At 57.8% G+C, this 18,252-nt stretch carries 20 protein-coding genes and 1 tRNA gene; 13 read left to right on the forward strand and 8 right to left on the reverse strand.

Annotated elements, in window-relative coordinates; all coding sequences use genetic code 11:
- Positions 1-76: 76 nt before the first annotated feature.
- The gene (locus ACP7A2_RS11180; RefSeq protein WP_058413293.1) at positions 77-331 is read left to right on the forward strand and encodes a succinate dehydrogenase assembly factor 2; all 255 of its coding nucleotides are present in this window, start codon (positions 77-79) and stop codon (positions 329-331) included.
- Positions 315-761, forward strand: a complete 447-nt coding sequence (locus ACP7A2_RS11185) for a hypothetical protein (protein WP_426134249.1) — start codon at positions 315-317, stop codon at positions 759-761. Before ACP7A2_RS11180 ends, ACP7A2_RS11185 begins: the two co-directional genes overlap by 17 nt.
- Here the strand turns inward: ACP7A2_RS11185 and nadB are convergent.
- Complete coding sequence (nadB, locus tag ACP7A2_RS11190) at positions 730-2,346, reverse strand: L-aspartate oxidase (RefSeq protein ID WP_426134250.1); 1,617 nt, start codon at positions 2,344-2,346, stop codon at positions 730-732. The genes ACP7A2_RS11185 and nadB overlap by 32 nt on opposite strands.
- A 463-nt stretch (positions 2,347-2,809) precedes the next feature.
- Here nadB and rpoE point away from each other — a divergent pair, with 463 nt between their 5' ends.
- The 4 genes from rpoE (at position 2,810) to ACP7A2_RS11210 (ending at position 6,659) form a co-directional block, all read left to right on the forward strand.
- Positions 2,810-3,391, forward strand: a complete 582-nt coding sequence (gene rpoE / locus ACP7A2_RS11195; protein ID WP_003172477.1) for an RNA polymerase sigma factor RpoE — start codon at positions 2,810-2,812, stop codon at positions 3,389-3,391.
- Positions 3,392-3,423: 32 nt separating this feature from the next.
- Positions 3,424-4,011 (forward strand): sigma-E factor negative regulatory protein, encoded by a 588-nt coding sequence (locus ACP7A2_RS11200; protein ID WP_069022289.1) that lies wholly within the window; start codon positions 3,424-3,426, stop codon positions 4,009-4,011.
- A gap of 15 nt (positions 4,012-4,026) precedes the next feature.
- Positions 4,027-4,986 (forward strand): MucB/RseB C-terminal domain-containing protein, encoded by a 960-nt coding sequence (locus ACP7A2_RS11205; RefSeq protein ID WP_426134251.1) that lies wholly within the window; start codon positions 4,027-4,029, stop codon positions 4,984-4,986.
- A 233-nt stretch (positions 4,987-5,219) separates the two neighbouring features.
- Positions 5,220-6,659 carry a DegQ family serine endoprotease gene (locus ACP7A2_RS11210; protein ID WP_426134252.1) on the forward strand — a complete coding sequence of 480 codons (1,440 nt, stop codon included), beginning with the start codon at positions 5,220-5,222 and terminating at the stop codon, positions 6,657-6,659.
- 73 nt (positions 6,660-6,732) lie between these two features.
- On the opposite strand, the gene ACP7A2_RS11215 is transcribed toward ACP7A2_RS11210, so the two are convergent.
- Entirely contained in the window at positions 6,733-8,166 is a 1,434-nt protein-coding gene (locus ACP7A2_RS11215) for a M48 family metalloprotease (protein ID WP_426134253.1), read from the reverse strand.
- Positions 8,167-8,261: 95 nt separating this feature from the next.
- Between ACP7A2_RS11215 and ACP7A2_RS11220 the strand changes: the two genes are divergently transcribed.
- On the forward strand, positions 8,262-8,501 hold the full coding sequence (locus ACP7A2_RS11220) for a sulfurtransferase TusA family protein (RefSeq protein ID WP_348055059.1): 240 nt from the start codon (positions 8,262-8,264) through the stop codon (positions 8,499-8,501).
- A gap of 29 nt (positions 8,502-8,530) precedes the next feature.
- Positions 8,531-9,601: an AI-2E family transporter gene (locus tag ACP7A2_RS11225; RefSeq protein ID WP_426134254.1), complete on the forward strand. Its 1,071-nt coding sequence runs from the start codon at positions 8,531-8,533 to the stop codon at positions 9,599-9,601.
- A 52-nt stretch (positions 9,602-9,653) separates the two neighbouring features.
- Here the strand turns inward: ACP7A2_RS11225 and ACP7A2_RS11230 are convergent, their stop codons facing one another.
- Together ACP7A2_RS11230 and ACP7A2_RS11235 are read right to left on the reverse strand one after the other, a co-directional pair.
- Positions 9,654-10,127, reverse strand: coding sequence for a peroxiredoxin (locus ACP7A2_RS11230; RefSeq protein WP_426134255.1), 474 nt, complete (start codon positions 10,125-10,127; stop codon positions 9,654-9,656).
- 10 nt (positions 10,128-10,137) lie between these two features.
- Complete coding sequence (locus tag ACP7A2_RS11235) at positions 10,138-10,698, reverse strand: glycine cleavage system protein R (protein WP_017137336.1); 561 nt, start codon at positions 10,696-10,698, stop codon at positions 10,138-10,140.
- Positions 10,699-10,971: 273 nt separating this feature from the next.
- Here ACP7A2_RS11235 and dapA point away from each other — a divergent pair, with 273 nt between their 5' ends.
- From dapA to ACP7A2_RS11260, 5 genes are all read left to right on the forward strand, one after another.
- Positions 10,972-11,850, forward strand: coding sequence for a 4-hydroxy-tetrahydrodipicolinate synthase (gene dapA / locus ACP7A2_RS11240; protein ID WP_375067858.1), 879 nt, complete (start codon positions 10,972-10,974; stop codon positions 11,848-11,850).
- 17 nt (positions 11,851-11,867) lie between these two features.
- Positions 11,868-12,983 carry an outer membrane protein assembly factor BamC gene (bamC, locus tag ACP7A2_RS11245; protein ID WP_426134256.1) on the forward strand — a complete coding sequence of 372 codons (1,116 nt, stop codon included), beginning with the start codon at positions 11,868-11,870 and terminating at the stop codon, positions 12,981-12,983.
- A gap of 4 nt (positions 12,984-12,987) precedes the next feature.
- Positions 12,988-13,746 carry an MBL fold metallo-hydrolase gene (locus ACP7A2_RS11250; protein WP_016971340.1) on the forward strand — a complete coding sequence of 253 codons (759 nt, stop codon included), beginning with the start codon at positions 12,988-12,990 and terminating at the stop codon, positions 13,744-13,746.
- A 27-nt stretch (positions 13,747-13,773) separates the two neighbouring features.
- Complete coding sequence (gene purC / locus ACP7A2_RS11255) at positions 13,774-14,487, forward strand: phosphoribosylaminoimidazolesuccinocarboxamide synthase (protein ID WP_003172493.1); 714 nt, start codon at positions 13,774-13,776, stop codon at positions 14,485-14,487.
- Between the two features lie 83 nt (positions 14,488-14,570).
- Positions 14,571-14,660 (forward strand) — tRNA-Ser (locus ACP7A2_RS11260).
- A gap of 88 nt (positions 14,661-14,748) precedes the next feature.
- Here the strand turns inward: ACP7A2_RS11260 and ACP7A2_RS11265 are convergent.
- The 4 genes from ACP7A2_RS11265 to ACP7A2_RS11280 all read right to left on the reverse strand — a co-directional run bounded on the left by ACP7A2_RS11265 (position 14,749) and on the right by ACP7A2_RS11280 (position 18,114).
- Complete coding sequence (locus ACP7A2_RS11265) at positions 14,749-15,036, reverse strand: type II toxin-antitoxin system RelE family toxin (RefSeq protein WP_016971342.1); 288 nt, start codon at positions 15,034-15,036, stop codon at positions 14,749-14,751.
- The gene (locus ACP7A2_RS11270) at positions 15,026-15,265 is read right to left on the reverse strand and encodes a type II toxin-antitoxin system RelB/DinJ family antitoxin (RefSeq protein ID WP_026083362.1); all 240 of its coding nucleotides are present in this window, start codon (positions 15,263-15,265) and stop codon (positions 15,026-15,028) included. Before ACP7A2_RS11270 ends, ACP7A2_RS11265 begins: the two co-directional genes overlap by 11 nt.
- 491 nt (positions 15,266-15,756) lie before the next feature.
- Entirely contained in the window at positions 15,757-16,983 is a 1,227-nt protein-coding gene (locus ACP7A2_RS11275) for an MFS transporter (protein ID WP_426134257.1), read from the reverse strand.
- 261 nt (positions 16,984-17,244) lie between these two features.
- Positions 17,245-18,114, reverse strand: coding sequence for a DUF6216 family protein (locus ACP7A2_RS11280; protein ID WP_426134258.1), 870 nt, complete (start codon positions 18,112-18,114; stop codon positions 17,245-17,247).
- Between the last annotated feature and the right edge of the window lie 138 nt (positions 18,115-18,252).

The raw sequence follows: 18,252 nt of genomic DNA on the forward strand, positions 1-18,252 counted from the left end.
CCATATGGGGCGACCAAAGCCGAGTGTTCCGGTGTCGTCCGGCCTGTATACTTGCGCTCTATTTGAGGAGCGTTCCATGGTCGAAGATGTAGAAATCAATCGCCTCTACTGGCACAGCCGCCGCGGCATGCTTGAACTGGATGTGTTGTTGGTACCGTTCACCAAAGAGGTCTACGCGACGCTCGATAAAGTGGACCGCGATCTCTACGTCAGGTTGCTGACCTGCGAAGACCAGGACATGTTCGGCTGGTTCATGGAGCGTGCCGAATCCGAGGACCCTGAGCTGCAGCGTATGGTTCGGATCATTCTGGACCGTGTTCAACCCAAGTAATGCGTTCGAATGCCGCTGGCAGGCCTCTCGGCTTTTGCTGGCGGCCTATCTGCTCGCCCAGCTGTTTGCACAGGGCGCCTTACTCTTTCTCGATCTGCCTTATTCCAGCCTTGGCATGCTGTTGTGCCTGGCTCACGCCGCGTGGGTTTTACCGCGGCATATCCTGCTGACCCACCGTTTGTCGATTCGTGGCCTGCGTCGCGATGAGGACGGTTGGCAGTTGTTCAGCACTGAGCGTGGCTGGCACAGCGTGCAGTTGCGTCCCGACAGCCTGGCCTTGCCGCTGATGGTCGTGCTGCGCTATCGGGTGCAGGGCGAGTGGTGGGTGCGTTCGATTTGTGTGCCAAGGGATTCGCAGGCCGCCGATGTGCACCGGCGCCTGCGGGTTCGACTCAAATTCAGCCGCCGTAGGTGGCTGGCACCAGAATAGTGTCGCGTGCCTCGGGCAGCATTTGCGGGTAGTCGAGGGTGTAATGCAGGCCTCGGCTTTCCTTGCGTTCCATGGCGGAGCGGATCATCAGTTCGGCCACTTGTGCCAGGTTGCGTAACTCGATCAGGTCACGGCTGACTTTGTAGTTGCTGTAGAACTCGTCGATTTCATCCAGCAGCAACCGCACCCGGTGCTGCGCCCGCGCCAGGCGCTTGTTGGTGCGCACGATCCCTACGTAGTCCCACATGAAGCGGCGCAGCTCGTCCCAGTTGTGGGCAATGATGACGTCTTCGTCCGAATCGGTCACCTGGCTGGCATCCCAGCGGGGCAGGGCGGCAGGTACGGGGATGCGCGGCAGCTGTTCGAGAATGTCGGCGGCCGCTGAGCGGGCGTAGACGAAACATTCGAGCAGCGAGTTGCTGGCCATACGGTTGGCGCCGTGCAAGCCGGTGAAGCTGGTTTCGCCGATGGCATACAGGCCAGGCACGTCGGTGCGACCGTTTTGATCGACCATCACACCGCCGCAGGTGTAGTGCGCGGCGGGGACCACCGGGATAGGGCCTTTGGTGATGTCGATGTTAAAGGCCAGGCAGCGCTCGTAGACGGTCGGGAAGTGAGTCTTGATGAAGGCTTCGGGCTTGTGGCTGATGTCCAGGTAAACGCAGTCGATGCCCAGGCGCTTCATTTCATGGTCGATGGCGCGGGCAACAATGTCGCGCGGGGCGAGCTCGGCGCGTGGGTCGAAGCGCTGCATGAAGCGTTCGCCATTTGGCAATTTCAGGTGCGCGCCCTCACCGCGTAGCGCCTCGGTGATCAGAAAACTTTTGGCCTGTGGGTGATACAGGCAGGTGGGGTGGAACTGGTTGAATTCCAGGTTGGCCACCCGGCAGCCCGAACGCCACGCCATCGCAATGCCGTCGCCGCACGCGCCGTCGGGGTTGCTGGTGTAGAGGTAGACCTTGGCCGCGCCGCCCGAGGCAAGAATGGTGAAGCGCGCGCCGTAGGTGTCTACTTCGCCACTCGCGCGATTGAGCACGTAGGCGCCGAGGCAACGCTCGCCGGCCAGGCCCAGGCGTTTTTCAGTGATCAGGTCGACGGCGACGCGCTGCTCCAGCAACTCGATATTCGGGCACTGGCGGGCTCTGTCGAGCAGGGTCTTGAAGATTGCGGCGCCGGTAGCATCGGCGGCGTGAATGATGCGGCGATGGCTGTGGCCGCCTTCGCGGGTCAGGTGGAATTCGAAGCCGCCGTCGTCACTGCCCGCGTGTTCGTCTCGGGTGAAAGGCACGCCCTGGTCGATCAGCCATTGGATGGCTTCGCGGCTGTGCTCGACGGTGAAGCGTACCGCGTCTTCATTGCACAGACCGCCACCGGCGTTGAGGGTGTCTTCAACGTGTGATTGCACGGTGTCGGTGTCATCCAGCACCGCCGCAACGCCGCCTTGCGCCCAGAATGTCGAGCCATTGGCCAGGTCGCCTTTACTCAGTACCGCAATGCGCAGGTGGCCTGGGAGGGTTAGCGCCAGGCTCAGGCCGGCTGCACCGCTACCGATCACCAGTACATCGTATTGAAACTGTTGGCTCATTTGTAGGATTCCGCAAAAAGCGATCCGAAGGGGTGGCGCAAGCAGGACGCCTGGATCGGCGAATCAAAGGGGCACACGGGCCACTAGTATATAGAGGGGGGGAGCGGCACAATAGCCAGGCATTCGTGGCAATGTGAGATTACGGTGCACGGCTTGGGTAAAATCAGCCAGTTATTGGAGCGGGAACTTTTTGCATAAGCCCCGACTCAATAGCAGGTTGCCCGAAAGCCGGCAAAACGTTGAGTTTATTGGCCCGTCGGTAGCATTGGACGCGTCATAAAACCGGCGACAAGATTATTCGCGCAGCCGGCTTTGCCCGCGCTGCGTTTTTCGTGTGTGCCAAATCAGTGCGCGCCGGAAACTTGCTTGAAGGGGGAGAACTTTTGCGAAAAGTCCGAGTCTATGTTTGCAAGCCTGATCGTTTAGTTATGCAAGCCTCCTTCAAGTTCAACGAGGAGTGTTCATGCTAACCCAGGAAGAGGATCAGCAGCTGGTCGAGCGCGTTCAACGCGGCGACAAGCGAGCATTTGATCTGCTAGTGCTGAAATACCAGCACAAAATTCTCGGGTTGATCGTGCGGTTTGTGCACGACACCCATGAAGCGCAGGACGTTGCACAGGAAGCCTTTATCAAGGCATACCGTGCACTGGGCAATTTTCGCGGTGACAGTGCGTTTTATACGTGGCTCTACCGCATCGCCATTAACACGGCGAAGAACTATCTGGTTTCTCGCGGTCGCCGCCCGCCGGATAGTGATGTCAGTTCAGAAGATGCAGAGTTTTACGATGGTGATCACGGCCTCAAAGATCTCGAGTCGCCGGAGCGTGCATTGCTGCGCGACGAGATCGAAGGAACCGTCCATCGCACAATTCAGCAACTGCCAGAAGATTTGCGTACGGCGTTAACTTTACGTGAATTCGATGGTCTGAGTTACGAAGACATTGCGAGCGTCATGCAGTGTCCGGTGGGGACTGTAAGGTCACGGATTTTCCGGGCCCGGGAAGCCATCGACAAAGCCTTGCAACCGTTGTTGCAAGAGAACTAAAGACAGCGGCTACAGCCAAGAGAGGAACCGCCATGAGTCGTGATGCCCTGCAGGAATCGCTGTCCGCAGTGATGGATAACGAAGCGGATGAACTGGAACTTCGTCGAGTGCTTAACGCATTTGATGATGCCGAAACCCGTGATACCTGGTCTCGTTACCAAGTCGCTCGGGCGGTGATGCACAAGGATCTTCTAATCCCTCGTCTGGATATTGCTGCGGCTGTTTCTGCTGCACTGGCTGATGAAGCCGTTCCGGCAAAGGCTGTTCGTGGTCCATGGCGTAGCCTGGGTCGCCTTGCAGTAGCTGCTTCGGTGACTGTTGCTGTGTTGGCCGGTGTTCGCCTGTACAACCAGGACGAAATCGCTGGTGCCGAACTGGCCCAACAGACTCAGCAACCGGTCATGGCCGGTCCGCAAGTCAAAGGTCCAGCCGTACTGGCAGGCTACAAGGAAAGCTCCGACACCACTGGCCCTATGGCCAACGGCGTGTTGCAAGGGCAATCCGGCTGGCAGGATCAGCGTCTTCCAGGCTACCTGCGTCAACACGCACAGGAATCGGCCTTGAAAGGCACTGAAAGTGCTCTGCCATACGCTCGTGCTGCAAGCCTGGAAAACCGCTAAACCGCAAGGGGCCCTATGCGCGCCATACCGCTCCTTACGTTTTTACTCAGCAGTTGGTTTGCACTATCCGCCCATGCCGACGAAGCCCAAGACTGGCTGACTCGACTTGGGCGTGCAGAGCAGCAACAAAGTTTCGACGGTACGTTCGTCTATGAACGTAACGGCAGTTTTTCTACCCATAACATCTGGCATCGTGTCCAGGACGGTCAGGTCCGTGAGAGGCTGTTGCAGCTCGATGGCTCTGCTCAGGAAGTTGTACGGGTAGATGGTCAAACCCAATGCGTCAGTGGCACTCTGGTTGCTGGCCTTGGCAATTCGCGTGGCGCATCTTCACGTACGCTTGACCCTCAAAAACTCACTAAATTTTACGAACTCGCCGTCATTGGCAAGTCTCGCGTGGCCGGTCGTAATGCAGTGATTGTGTCGATTACTCCCCGCGATCAGTATCGCTATGGTTTTGAGTTGCACCTTGACCGTGAGACCGGTTTACCGCTCAAATCTCTCTTGCTAAATGATCAAGGTCAATTGTTGGAGCGCTTCCAGTTCACTCGCCTGAATACGTCGAAAGCGCCCACTGATCATGACTTGCAGCCCAGCAGTGAATGCACGCCTATTGCGCTGACCAACAGTAAGGCTCCCGAAGTGCCCGCCACCCAAACGTGGCATCTGGATTGGTTGCCCGCGGGGTTTCAGCTCACGAACAGCGTCTCGCGCAAAGACACTCATACCAAGTCCACCGTTGACAGCTTGATGTACGACGATGGGCTGGCACGCTTTTCAGTATTTCTGGAATCCACCGAAGGTGCGAGCGTGACGGAGACCCGCACTCAACTGGGACCTACGGTTGCAGTGTCCCGGCGCTTGAATACGGTGGACGGTGAAGTGATGGTGACGGTTGTCGGCGAAATTCCCGTCGGCACTGCCGAGCGCATTGCGCTGTCGGTGCGCGGTGAAAAGGCTGCCGCCAAGCCGTGAGCCGTTAATCCTATGTTCATCCTGACCTTTCAATCTACGTCCATGCCAGGTTGGCAGCCGAGAGCATGAAATGTCTGGATCAGTATTTTCACTTGCAAATAACCCACATGTTTTTTATAGGTCAGGGCTTGATGGCCCTGGCCTTGTTTCGTTCGCGGAACAAAGACGCCGGTCGCAATTTTGGCGTTTCTTGAACCCTGTCGCTCAACCCTGCTCGTCGTAACGGGAGCTGTATGTCGATACCACGCATGAAGTCTTACCTATCCATAGTCGCCACGCTGCTGGTGCTGGGTCAGGCCGTGTCCGCGCAAGCGGCGGAGCTGCCTGATTTCACCCAACTGGTAGAGCAGGCCTCGCCTGCCGTGGTCAACATCAGTACCACGCAGAAACTGCCGGATCGCAAAGTCTCGAACCAGCAGATGCCGGACCTCGAGGGCCTGCCGCCGATGCTGCGCGAGTTCTTCGAGCGTGGGATGCCACAACAGCGTTCCCCACGTGGCGGTGGTGGCGGCCAGCGTGAGGCTCAGTCCCTGGGCTCAGGCTTCATTATTTCGCCGGATGGTTACATCCTCACTAACAACCACGTGATCGCTGATGCTGACGAAATTCTCGTGCGCCTCGCTGACCGCAGTGAGCTGAAAGCCAAGCTGGTGGGCACTGACCCACGTTCCGATGTGGCCTTGCTGAAGATTGACGGCAAAGACCTCCCGGTGTTGAAGCTAGGTAAATCCCAGGACCTCAAGGCCGGTCAGTGGGTGGTCGCAATCGGTTCGCCATTCGGCTTTGACCATACAGTGACTCAAGGCATCGTCAGTGCCATCGGCCGCAGCCTGCCGAACGAAAACTACGTGCCGTTTATCCAGACTGACGTGCCGATCAACCCGGGCAACTCCGGTGGTCCGCTGTTCAACCTGGCGGGCGAAGTGGTGGGTATCAACTCGCAGATCTACACCCGCTCCGGTGGCTTTATGGGCGTGTCGTTCGCTATCCCGATCGACGTGGCCATGGACGTTTCCAATCAGCTGAAAAGCGGTGGCAAGGTCAGCCGTGGCTGGTTGGGTGTAGTGATCCAGGAAGTGAACAAAGACCTGGCTGAGTCCTTCGGTCTCGACAAGCCGGCCGGTGCGCTGGTCGCGCAGATCCAGGACGATGGCCCGGCTGCCAAGGGCGGCCTGCAAGTCGGTGATGTGATTCTGAGCATGAACGGTCAGCCGATCGTTATGTCTGCCGACCTGCCGCACCTGGTAGGCGCACTCAAAGCCGGCAGCAAAGCCAAGCTGGAAGTGATTCGTGATGGCAAGCGCCAAACCGTTGAACTGACCGTCGGCGCAATCCCGGAAGAAGGCGCGACTCTGGATGCCCTGGGCAACACCAAGCCGGGTGCCGAGCGCAGCAGCAATCGCCTGGGCATTGCTGTCGCCGAGCTGACCGATGAGCAGAAGAAGAGCTTCGACCTGAAAAGCGGCGTCGTGATCAAAGAAGTGCAGGACGGTCCTGCCTCCCTGATCGGCCTGCAGCCAGGCGATGTGATTACTCACTTGAACAATCAGGCGATCGACTCCACCAAGCAGTTCACCGACATCGCCAAGGCGCTGCCGAAGAATCGTTCGGTATCGATGCGTGTTCTGCGCCAAGGGCGTGCCAGCTTCATCACCTTCAAGCTGGCTGAGTAATCCGCTAGTTCAAACCCAATAAAAAGCCCCGCCTTCGGTTATCGAAGGCGGGGCTTTTTTGTGGGCGCGGGGTTTAGCTCATCATCCCTTTTACTAAACGTTCCTGTTCGATCAGTTCACGCTGGCGGGCGTCGATGCGCGAGGCTAACGGGAAGTTGTTACCGGCCCGACGTTTGGCAAAGTCCAGTTGTTGAATCGCCTGCTGGAAGTCACCCACCAGCGCAAAGTACTCGGCGCGGGCCTGATGCAGGCCAATGATGTTGCCGGATAAGCCACGCGTCTCGGCGACCTGATACCAGACATCCGGATCATCCGGACGGGATTTGAGCAGCGCATCCAGGGCTTTCTCGGCATCAGCAGTTCTGTTCTGCTTCAGCAACAAATCCACGCGCACCTGATTCAGCGGGTAATTACCGGGATATTGGGTGAGCATCCGATCAGTACGTTGCTGGGCGTCTGGCAGACGGTTGTTGTCCATGTCCAGTTCAATCTGCGCCAGGTTGTACGTGATGTCGTTCGGCGCCTTGGCCAGCAGCGGCTGCAGGCTTTCTCGCGCCTCGTTGTATTGGGTGCCTTTGATTTGAGCGATGGCCAGACCGTACCGTGCCACATCGCTTTTCGGATTTTCGTCCAGCTGTGCCCGGAATCGCTTGGCGGCGAGGCCTGGGGTGTCTTCGTATTGCAACTGCACGCGAGCGCGAATCAGCTGATAACGCAGGCTGTCTTCCTTGCCGCCCGGCTTGGCTTGTTCGGCACGGTTGCGGGTATCGGCGATACGCGACTCGGTAACCGGGTGAGTCAGCAAGAATTCCGGCGGCTTGGCATCGAACCGATATTGGCGCATCAAGCGTTCAAACATGGTCGGCATGGACCTTGGGTCGTACCCGGCTTTTTCCAGATTGAGGATGCCGATGCGGTCAGCTTCCTGCTCATTCTGTCTGGAAAACCGGCGTTGCTCCTGAATCGCGGCCGCCTGTGAGCCTGCAATTGCAGCGATACCCGCGTCACCTGCACCCGCAGCAGCGGCGATGATGCCGCCGAGCAGAGCAGCCATCATCGGAATTTGCATGCGTGATTGCGCTTCGACGCCCCGGGCAAAGTGGCGCTGGGACAAGTGAGCCAGTTCGTGAGCCAGTACCGAGGCATATTCGCCTTCGGTTTGGGCGTTCAGAAACAAACCGCCGTTGACACCCACAATCCCGCCCGGTGCGGCGAACGCGTTGAGCTGCGGGCTGTTGATCAGGATGAACTCCAGGCGCCGGTCATTCACCTGGCTGGTCTCCACCAGTTTGTACACGCTGGTTTCGACGTAATCCTTGAGCTGCGGGTCGTTGAGTTGCGAGACCTGACCGCGCAGGTAGGCCAGCCAGGCGCGGCCCAGTTGAAACTCCTGTTGAGGCGAGACAATGGCAGAACTGGCGTCGCCAAGTGACGGCAGGTCGTCAGCAAAGCCTGGAGAGGCCAGCAGGCAAGCCAGCGTCAGCAGGGTAGGGCGCAAAAAAGTCATGCACAGAGCCTTTGGACAAAGAGCTTACTGTAGCCGGACACTGAGCTTCGGACCAGATATTCTAAGAGGCCCAAACGCGTGCCCGGAGTAAAACCATGACCGACGCTGTAGCCTTTGATGCCGAACTCGATGCCAGCGGCCTCAATTGCCCATTGCCTTTGCTCAAAGCCAAGCTGGAACTCAATCGGTTAGCCAGCGGCGCTGTGCTCAAGGTAATTGCCACGGACGCGGGCTCCCAGCGCGATTTCCGTACCTTCGCCAAGTTGGCTGGCCATACGCTGTTGCGCGAAGAAGACGCTGCCGGTGTTTACCAGTACTGGTTGCGCAAGGCCTGAGTCGTTGCCCCCACCCCCGAGGCTGATTGATGTTCAAAGTGTTACGAGACTGGATTCAGCGCTACTTTTCCGATGAGGAAGCGGTGGTGCTGGCCGTCCTGCTGATCCTGGCTTTTACCGTCGTACTCACCCTGGGTGGCATGCTCGCGCCGGTACTGGCGGGTATGGTGCTGGCGTATTTGATGCAGGGCCTGGTCACCATGCTGGAGCGTATGCGCTTGCCGGGCGCAATGGCGGTAGGGCTGGTGTTCGCACTGTTCATGGGCTTGTTGGTGGTGTTCATCGTGGTGGTGTTGCCCTTGCTGTGGCATCAGTTGATCACCCTGTTCAACGAATTGCCGGGCATGCTCGCCAAGTGGCAATCGTTGCTGCTGCTACTGCCGGAGCGCTATCCGCACCTGGTGTCGGACGAGCAGGTACTGCAGGCCATCGACGTGGCGCGCGGCGAAATCGGAAAATTCGGGCAATGGGCGCTGACGTTTTCTCTGTCCAGCCTGCCGCTGCTGGTCAACATCATGATCTACCTGGTGCTGGTGCCGATCCTGGTGTTTTTCTTCCTCAAGGACCGCGCAATGATTGGTCGCTGGGTGAGCGGTTACCTGCCACGTGAACGGGCGCTGATTACCCGCGTGGCTGAGGAGATGCATCGCCAGATCGCCAACTATATCCGTGGCAAGGGCATCGAAATCGTTATTTGCGGTGGCGTTACCTACATCGCGTTTGTTGCGCTCGGGCTGAACTATGCCGCGCTGCTGGCGTTGCTGGTAGGCGTGTCGGTGGTGGTGCCGTATGTCGGCGCGGTGGTGGTGACGGTGCCGGTCATGCTGATCGCGCTGTTCCAGTGGGGCTGGAGTGACCAGTTCATCTACCTGTTGGCGGTGTACGGCATTATCCAGACCCTGGATGGCAACGTACTGGTGCCGTTGCTGTTCTCGGAGGCAGTCAACCTGCACCCGGTGGCGATTATCTGCGCAGTGTTGTTGTTTGGTGGGCTGTGGGGATTTTGGGGGGTGTTTTTTGCGATTCCCCTGGCGACGCTGTTCAAGGCCGTGCTGGACGCGTGGCCGCGGCAAGAGCCGGTGGTAGCGCCGCTGTTGTAGTAGCAGTCAACTGTGGTGAGCAAGCCCGCTCACCACAGCAGCCCGCCGCGTTTCAAGCCTTGTGCAAAGCCTGCGCCGCCGCCAACACCGCATCCACATGCCCTGGCACTTTCACCCCACGCCATTCCTGACGCAGCACGCCATCCTTGTCGATCAGGAAAGTGCTGCGATCAACGCCCAGGTATTCCTTGCCGTACAATTTCTTCAGTTTGATCACATCAAACAGCTGGCAAACCGCTTCGTCCTTGTCGCTGATCAGCTCGAAGGGGAATTCCTGCTTGCCCTTGAAGTTCTCGTGCGACTTCATGCTGTCGCGTGACACGCCAAACACTTCGGTGTTGGCGGCTTTGAACGCAGCGTACTGATCGCGGAAACCCTGGCCTTGCGTGGTGCAGCCCGGGGTGCTGTCCTTCGGGTAGAAGTAGATCACCACCTGCTTGCCTTTGAGGCTGGCAAGGCTGAAGGTCTGCCCGCTGGTGGCTTGGGCTTCGAAGTCGGCTACCGGTGTGTCGATGACTACAGCCATGAAAACTTCCTTACATTGGGTTCTGAGGGCGCCAAGGCTCGATCAATGCGTCGAGATTCAGCGCATCGGCGAAATCCAGGAACTGGTCACGCAGCCAGCTGATTTGCACGCCGGCCGGCAAGGTCACGGTAAATGTGGCGTTGAGCATGGTGCCGCCGGTTTGCGGGGCCTGGTAGGTGTCGCAGGTCAGGTTTTCCAGCTCGACGTTGTGATCGATAAAGAACTGGCACAGCTCATTTACGATGTCCGAGCGGTAGGCCGAGCTGACATACGCTACATAAGGCAGCGCCTGGGGGCGGTTTTCCAGCGCGGCGCTGCGCACCACGTTGACGGTGAAATTGTGCTTCTTGGCCAGGCCCGGCAAGCCGGTTTCAAGGCGCGCCAAGGCGTCCCAGCTGCCGGAAATCTGCAGCACCAGCGCACTGCACTCGCCATGGCGGGTCAGGCGGGACGTCACGACGGCGCAGCGATTCTCATGGCTGGCGCGGCACAGGACGTTGGTCAGCTCCATGGGGTTGGCGCCGAGGGCACTGATAACAAGGAATTGTTCGCGAACTGTGGGGGTGGACATGCAGCCTTCCTAAAGCGATGAGCGGTCGATACCGTGTGGGCCATATCGATCAAAGGATGAAGGGTAGCGAAAAGCGTCGCCAAGGGCTAGGAGGTGGCGTTTTCATTACGCGATCGGTCTGATTACAGCGTGCTTCAAGCCAGGCTTTGGCCCAATGATGGCATTGCCCGTCGTTTAGTTGGTGCAGAACGCGTCCTCACGCGGTACTTCGCTTGTACAAGCATCTTGGCGCCAGTACCATTACGGCTCTCTTTTTCCGGCAGGAGCGGTTGCATGATTGCGGGCAGTATGGTGGCACTGGTCACACCCATGGATGCACAAGGTCATCTCGACTGGGATAGCCTGGGCAAACTGGTGGACTTCCACCTGCAAGAGGGCACCAACGCCATTGTGGCGGTCGGCACCACAGGTGAATCGGCCACCCTTGATGTGGAAGAACATATCAAGGTGATCGAATTCGTCGTCAAGCGCGTCGCGGGCCGTATTGCCGTGATCGCCGGTACGGGCGCCAACTCGACGCGTGAAGCGATCGAGCTGACCAAAAACGCCAAGAAGGCTGGCGCCGACGCCTGCCTGCTGGTGACCCCGTACTACAACAAGCCGACCCAGGAAGGCCTGTACCAGCACTTCCGCACCATCGCCGAAGCCGTTGATATCCCGCAAATCCTCTACAACGTGCCTGGCCGTACCGCGTGCGACATGCAGGCTGCGACCGTGATTCGCCTGTCCACCGTGCCGAATATCATCGGCATCAAGGAAGCCACCGGCGACCTGCAACGCGCCAAGGACATCCTGGCCGGCGTGAGCAGCGACTTCCTGGTGTATTCCGGTGACGACGCCACGGCTGTCGAGCTGATCCTGCTGGGCGGCAAGGGCAACATCTCCGTGACTGCCAACGTGGCCCCGCGCGCCATGAGTGAGTTGTGCGCCGCCGCCATCGCCGGTGACGCCGTAACCGCTCGCGCGATCCACGAGAAGCTGATGCCGCTCAACAAAACACTGTTTATCGAATCCAACCCTATCCCCGTGAAATGGGCGCTGTTTGAGATGGGCCTGATGCCGGACGGTATCCGTCTGCCGCTCACCCGTCTCAGCGAAGCCTGTCACGAACCGCTGCGACAGGCCCTGCGCCAGTCCGGCGTCCTGGTTTAATTGAGGAAGCACTACGCATGAAGCGATTGGCCGGACTTTCCGCACTTGCCTTGATTATCTCCAGCACCAGCGGCTGCGGTTGGGTATGGGGCCCGGAAGGCTACTTCCGTGACCGCGGCAGCGATTACCTGGAAGCACAAGCAACCAAACCGATGCAATTGCCGCCGGACGTCAATGTCGCCAAGCGCCTTGACCCGTTGCTGCCGATTCCACGCAACGTTGCCGACGACACCACCAAGGGTGAATACGTAGTGCCGCGTCCACAGCCTATCTCGGCCGTGGCGGACGCCAGCGACTACAGCCTGCAAAAAAGCGGCGACAACCGCTGGATCATCGCTCAGCGCCCGCCTGCCGAAGTCTGGCCGGTGGCGTTGCAGTTCTTCCAGGACAACGGTTTTCGCATTGACCAGCAACGCCCGCAGACCGGTGAATTCACCACCGCGTGGCAGCGTGGCAGCGAGCTGTCCGCCAACATGGCCCAGCGCCTGCAGGCTGGCGGCGTAGCGCCTGACAGCGAAGCCCGTGTGCGTGTGCGCATCGAGCCAGGCGTGCAGCGCAACACCAGTGAAGTCTACGTGGTCAGCGCCGAGCGTCCTGCCGGCAGCACCGCCAACGTCGACTTCACCCCGCGTTCGGTCAACATGGGTGTTGACGCCGCGCTGGTTGACGAAATGCTCGCCAGCATGAGCCGTATCTCCGAGAAGGGCGGTTCGGTTTCCCTGCTTGCCGCACGTGATTACGACACGCCCAACCGCGTCAGCCTCACCGAAGACGGCAGCGGCAACGTGGTCCTGAACCTGGGTGAAGACCTCGACCGTGCCTGGGCCAGCGTTGGCCGGGCATTGGAAAAAGGCCCTTGGCGTGTAGAAGACATCAACCGCAGCCTGGGCCTGTACTACATCAACGTGGCTGAAAAAGCCGTGAAGAAAGACGACGAGCCGGGCTTCTTCGGCAAACTGTTCGGCAGCGAGCCGACCAAGGAAGAGGTCGAAACCCGCGCCGAGCGTTACCAGGTTCGTTTGAGCAAGGTTGGCGAAAGCGTGCAAGTCACGGTCGAGAAGAACATCAACACCGTTGCGCCAGCTGAAACAGCGCGCAAAGTGTTGGGCGTGATTCAGGACAATCTGGGCTGATCCGATGCGTTTTGCCGTTCTCGGCAGCGGTAGCCAAGGGAACGGCACGCTGGTCGCTCATGACGACACGTACGTGCTGGTAGATTGTGGTTTCTCGTTAAAAGAAACCGAGCGGCGCCTGCTGCGCCTGGGGGTTCACCCCGCGCAGCTGAGCGCGATTCTGGTGACCCACGAACATGCAGACCACGTGCATGGCGTGGGTTTGCTGTCTCGGCGCTACAATCTTCCGGTGTACCTCAGTCGCGGCACTCTGCGCGGGATGCGCAAACCCATTGAACCTGCAGGTTTTCTGGCCGGTGGCGAACAGCTTCGAATCGGTGCCTTGAGCATCGATGTGATTGCCGTTGCGCACGACGCCCAGGAACCGACGCAGTACGTATTCAGTGACGGTGAGCGACGTTTTGGCGTGCTTACCGACCTGGGCTCCTACTGCTCAAAGGTGCTGGACGGCTACCGCGACCTCGATGCCTTGATGATCGAGTCCAATCACTGTCGAGACCTGCTGGCGCGCGGTCATTACCCCTATTTTCTCAAGCAGCGGGTGGGCGGCGAGCTGGGACATTTGAACAACCACCAGGCGGCGTACCTGGTGTATGAGTTGGGCTGGCAAGACTTGCAACACTTGGTCCTGGCCCACCTGAGCAGCAAGAACAACCTGCCGCAGCTAGCCCGGCAATGTTTTGTCGACACCCTCGGGTGTGACCCGGACTGGCTGCAACTGGCCGATCAAGATTCAGGGCTCGACTGGCGACACATCGCCTAGCCCACCATTTAGCAAGCGGAGCCCATCATGGAAAAACGTGAAGAACTCTACCGCGGCAAAGCCAAATCGGTATACAAGACCGACGACGCCAACCGCCTGATCCTGCTGTTTCGCAACGACACCTCGGCGTTCGACGGCAAGCGCATCGAACAACTCGATCGCAAGGGCATGGTGAACAACAAGTTCAACGCCTTCATCATGCAGAAACTCGAAGAGGCCGGAATTCCGACCCAATTCGACAAACTGCTGGGCGACAACGAGTGCCTGGTCAAGAAGCTCGACATGATCCCGGTTGAATGCGTTGTGCGTAACTACGCCGCCGGCAGCCTGGTCAAGCGTCTGGGCGTGGAAGAGGGCCTCAAGCTCAACCCTTACACGTTCGAGCTGTTCCTGAAGGACGACGCCAAGGGCGACCCGTTCATCAACGAATCCCACGTGGTGGCGTTTGGCTGGGGTACCGCTGAGCAACTGGCGCGCATGAAAGAGTTGTCCCTGAAGGTCAACGACGTGCTGAGCAAACTGTTCGACGACGCAGGCCTGCTGCTGGTCGACTTCAAGCTCGAATTCGGCGTGTTCCACGACGGCTCCATCGTCCTGGGCGACGAGTTCAGCCCGGACGGCTGCCGCCTGTGGGACAAAGACACCAAGAAGAAGATGGACAAAGACCGCTTCCGCCAGGGCCTCGGTGACGTCATCGAAGCCTACGAAGAAGTCGCCAACCGTCTGGGCGTACCGCTTTAATCGACGCAAGCATCTGATAGCACGGAAAAAAATCGCAGTTTGGGTTTGCTTTCGCGATACACACTGTTATGATGCGCGCCGTTGGAGAGATGCCAGAGTGGCCGAATGGGACGGATTCGAAATCCGTTGTACCTTCACCGGTACCTAGGGTTCGAATCCCTATCTCTCCGCCATTACATAGAAAAAGCCCCGTAGCTGAATAAGCTACGGGGCTTTTTTGTTTTGACGAATTTTTTTATGACAGGACCATCAAATTTACGACTAGCTCAATCGCTCAGATGCCTTCTGATAAACCTGATCACGCTCCCGTTTATCTACGGCCACCACAAACACGGTAATTTCCTGATCAATCACTTGATAAACCAGCCTGTAACCACTGCTACGCAGCTTGATCTTGTAACAGTCCGGCAGGCCATGCAGGCGGTTAGTTTCAACGCGTGGATTTTTCAGGATTTCCACCAGCTTCTTTTTGAGCTGCTGACGGACGGTGTCGCCGAGTTTTTGCCATTCTTTCAATGCGCGGGCATCAAAATCGAGGCTATAGGTCATCTATGGAAACCTTCACACGTTGAGGAGACGCCAGTCGTTCTCGCACAGTGGCCATCAGAGCTTCATCGTCCTCAGTCATCAGCACCGGTTTGAAGGGCAACTGACCACGGTCTGCCACATACTGCAGCGCTTGGCGCATGAGTTCGGAAGGCGTGACGCCGAGTTTCTCCAGTTCGAGGTAGGCGCGAGCTTTCAGGTCGTCATCGATTCGAATGTTTATGGAGGCCATGAAAAAATTCCCGATGTAATGACATTTGTCATTACCTTGGATCAAGCCTGCATTGTTGGCAAGTACGTGTCGACGCATGGTCCTCATTTTCTGTCACGCCCCTCTGTGACCGCATCACGATATCCAGTTGGCATATGAACTCCTCAGCAAAGTGTCGCCACGCCAGCGACCTTTTTGAGGCTAGCTCAGCGTTTTGGGCAGACACGCTTCGTTCTGCGAATTCTGATTACAAAGCTTTTCCAAACTCCTGATTGCCGTGTGCTGGATCCGCACTTCACACCGCCTATCAATCCGCCGAAAACCCGGACAGCACGCAGTCACCCGTAATCATGGGCCTTGCTCAATTGATCGAGAATGCCCAGACGCTGGTGGACGCTGTACTTGAGCGCAATTTCCCCACCGATCCACCCGGCGAAAAATGACCCGTATCTGAAACAAAAAAAGCCTGCAGAGCTCAACGCTCAGCAGGCTTTTTAATCGTTACCGTCAGGTCAGGCGGCTTGCGCCACCGCGCTATTACTCACATTGCGGCCCAACACCAGCACCGTCGCAAAACCAATGCCGACCAACGCCGTGGCCAAGCTCAACAGCACCGAGGTGCCCATCTGGTCAACGATCCGCCCGCCAAAGAACGAGCCCAGCGCAATAATGACCTGGAACAACGCCACGAACAGCGGCATGCCGCGTTCGACGTCCTTGGGGGCTACCACAAACATCCAGATACTGGCGCAGGCCGGGAAGGCGCCGAAGGCAAAACCCCAGAGCGCGATCAGCATGGTTGCGCCGGTCAGGCCAGTGGCGAAGTAGGGGAACAGGGCGGTGCTGGTGCCGATCATCAGCGCGACCAGCAGCAGGGTGTACCGCACGCTGCGGTTGGCGGCGAAACCGGCGAATACATTACCCGCCACCCCAGCCACACCAAACATCAGCAACAGTGAACCAATGGTGGGGCCGTCAAAGCCGGAGCTGTTTTTGAAGAAAGGTGCCACATAGGTGTACGCCGCAAAGTGCGCCAGGCCGATCAGCAATACGGCAATCAAACCAACCCGCGCGCGTGGGTTGATAAACAGGGCCGGCAGGTCTCTGACGAGAATCGCTTTTTCCGGTTTCAGCGTTGGCAGCAGCAAGACCTGAGCCATTAGCACCGGGATGCCCACCAGCGCGGTGACCAGAAACGTCATGCGCCAGCCCATCAGGCCGCTGAGCCAGGTGCCGACGGGCACGCCCAGTACGGTGGCAAGGGTGACTCCCATCATGATGATCGAGGTAGCCTTCGCCACGCCGACGCCTTTGGGGGCCAGGCGGCCACTGAGGGCGATCGCAGTGGCCCAGAAACCACCGATGCTGATGCCCAGCAGCACGCGGCCGAACAGCAGCAGGCTGAAGTCGCTGGCGTAGGCCACGACCATGTTGGCGACGATCATGATCAGCGTCAGGCCAATCAACAGGTAGCGACGGTCCATGGCGCCAATGATCACCGACAACAAAGGCGCGGCGAGGGCGGCCATGATGCCGGGCAGGGTCACCATCAGGCCTGCATGCCCGGCGCTGATGCCCAGGTCGCTGGCGACGTCATTGAGTACGCCCACCGGCAGAAACTCGCTTGTCACCAGGGCGAAGGCACCCACGGCGACCGAGAGAATCGCCAGCCACTGCTGTTTGACGCTCTGCTGATTATGTTCGGGAAGACCGCTAGGGGCCTGGCTGGCGCTTGGCATGGTGTCTGGTTCCAGGGTGAACGTCGCCTGTAAACAGGCGAAGGGGAGGGAATTAGGAGGCGATTATAGGAATCAGTGTTGAGAATCGGGCAGGCGCTCGTTTCGATAGTAATCATCAGTGCAATCGATGCGACGGGCCCGATAGAGCGCTATAGAGCGTTTGGAGGCAGAAATAATGCAGTGTTCCAGCCCCCGTGGTCTGGGGGCATTGCCATTTTTAAAGAGGTTATCCCACGTCGTAGCTCAGAACGTATTCCGCTTTCAACCTTGAGGCACTTCTGTTTGAGCATTGCTGGCTTGCGTGGTCACTTGATCGTGGAGTTTTTTTGCCACGCCCAGGCGTGAGAGCTTGGTCAATATGCAGAAAACGGCAAATATGGAAAGGCAGGCTATAAACAGTAAAAACCCTTTTTGCTCCTTCAATCCGGCTTTTACATTGTCGCGGTAAGTGGGAGAAAGGAATAACGAACAGATAGTGTTGATGGTGTGCTCAGAGAAATCATCGTTATAGAATTTTTCCAGCGCGGTCGGTGATTTGCACTCGTCGACAGAAAGGGTTTCGCTGGGCCAGAAGTGGAATTTTGCATTGTTTTCCGAGAGATAAAACGACGGTACCTCCGGCGCTTTTCGCAAAGAGACCATCAGGTAGCTGGAGTCTGCCAGCGGAGGAGTGACACTCAGGATGGCAAGGAAAAATGCGCCCAGACCCAGAAACCATTGTTTTTTACCCGAGGAAACCATTTTTTCCTTAAGTGATAAATTATCAAAATCTCTCCAGTCGATATATTTTCTGATTCTGGACACGTCGCTATAACTGAAGTTGTTATCAGTGATCCATTTGTCGGCCTTTTCGGCATGCTCCAGGCTCAGGGCGGGAATGTTGAATTCGAACCGATAATATTCAACTTCGCGGAGGTTTTTGCGGGTGGTTTCATATTTTTCGTTTTCGAATACCGTCGATCCACCGAAAAATCGCCACATCAAATCACGCAGGAAAATCAATGAGCCTGAGCGCGAGTAAATATATAAAACCAGGGCGCATACGGCGAAGCCACTTAATAGTCCAATCAGCGCTGTGTAGTTTTGAAACGTCCACGTTACAAGCGTGTCGTTTAGTGCAGGTTGGGGCATTGTGAGCATCCTTGGCTAAGCGTGCAGCGGGTAATGGTCAGGGTTTAGTTAGTCGGGCTAAATCTAATAAAAGTAGGCAGAAGACTCAAGTTTTTTGTTTTTACTTGCAGGTGTGAAGTTATGGCGATGGCATGTAGT

Origin of the sequence: Pseudomonas sp. PWP3-1b2 (assembly GCF_049896045.1) — a bacterium.
In the GTDB taxonomy this organism is placed as follows: domain Bacteria; phylum Pseudomonadota; class Gammaproteobacteria; order Pseudomonadales; family Pseudomonadaceae; genus Aquipseudomonas; species Aquipseudomonas antarctica_B.

What these genes read in the sequence shown, in the direction of transcription:
- ACP7A2_RS11275 (WP_426134257.1), bottom strand. Translation starts at nt 16,983, where the DNA reads ATGCCAAGCGCCAGCCAGGCCCCTAGCGGTCTTCCCGAACATAATCAG.
- ACP7A2_RS11215 (WP_426134253.1), bottom strand. Translation starts at nt 8,166, where the DNA reads ATGACTTTTTTGCGCCCTACCCTGCTGACGCTGGCTTGCCTGCTGGCC.
- nadB (WP_426134250.1), bottom strand. Translation starts at nt 2,346, where the DNA reads ATGAGCCAACAGTTTCAATACGATGTACTGGTGATCGGTAGCGGTGCA.
- ACP7A2_RS11225 (WP_426134254.1), top strand. Translation starts at nt 8,531, where the DNA reads ATGTTCAAAGTGTTACGAGACTGGATTCAGCGCTACTTTTCCGATGAG.
- ACP7A2_RS11235 (WP_017137336.1), bottom strand. Translation starts at nt 10,698, where the DNA reads ATGTCCACCCCCACAGTTCGCGAACAATTCCTTGTTATCAGTGCCCTC.
- dapA (WP_375067858.1), top strand. Translation starts at nt 10,972, where the DNA reads ATGATTGCGGGCAGTATGGTGGCACTGGTCACACCCATGGATGCACAA.
- ACP7A2_RS11205 (WP_426134251.1), top strand. Translation starts at nt 4,027, where the DNA reads ATGCGCGCCATACCGCTCCTTACGTTTTTACTCAGCAGTTGGTTTGCA.
- rpoE (WP_003172477.1), top strand. Translation starts at nt 2,810, where the DNA reads ATGCTAACCCAGGAAGAGGATCAGCAGCTGGTCGAGCGCGTTCAACGC.
- ACP7A2_RS11270 (WP_026083362.1), bottom strand. Translation starts at nt 15,265, where the DNA reads ATGGCCTCCATAAACATTCGAATCGATGACGACCTGAAAGCTCGCGCC.
- ACP7A2_RS11180 (WP_058413293.1), top strand. Translation starts at nt 77, where the DNA reads ATGGTCGAAGATGTAGAAATCAATCGCCTCTACTGGCACAGCCGCCGC.
- ACP7A2_RS11220 (WP_348055059.1), top strand. Translation starts at nt 8,262, where the DNA reads ATGACCGACGCTGTAGCCTTTGATGCCGAACTCGATGCCAGCGGCCTC.
- ACP7A2_RS11280 (WP_426134258.1), bottom strand. Translation starts at nt 18,114, where the DNA reads ATGCCCCAACCTGCACTAAACGACACGCTTGTAACGTGGACGTTTCAA.
- ACP7A2_RS11230 (WP_426134255.1), bottom strand. Translation starts at nt 10,127, where the DNA reads ATGGCTGTAGTCATCGACACACCGGTAGCCGACTTCGAAGCCCAAGCC.
- bamC (WP_426134256.1), top strand. Translation starts at nt 11,868, where the DNA reads ATGAAGCGATTGGCCGGACTTTCCGCACTTGCCTTGATTATCTCCAGC.
- ACP7A2_RS11210 (WP_426134252.1), top strand. Translation starts at nt 5,220, where the DNA reads ATGTCGATACCACGCATGAAGTCTTACCTATCCATAGTCGCCACGCTG.
- ACP7A2_RS11265 (WP_016971342.1), bottom strand. Translation starts at nt 15,036, where the DNA reads ATGACCTATAGCCTCGATTTTGATGCCCGCGCATTGAAAGAATGGCAA.
- ACP7A2_RS11250 (WP_016971340.1), top strand. Translation starts at nt 12,988, where the DNA reads ATGCGTTTTGCCGTTCTCGGCAGCGGTAGCCAAGGGAACGGCACGCTG.
- purC (WP_003172493.1), top strand. Translation starts at nt 13,774, where the DNA reads ATGGAAAAACGTGAAGAACTCTACCGCGGCAAAGCCAAATCGGTATAC.
- ACP7A2_RS11200 (WP_069022289.1), top strand. Translation starts at nt 3,424, where the DNA reads ATGAGTCGTGATGCCCTGCAGGAATCGCTGTCCGCAGTGATGGATAAC.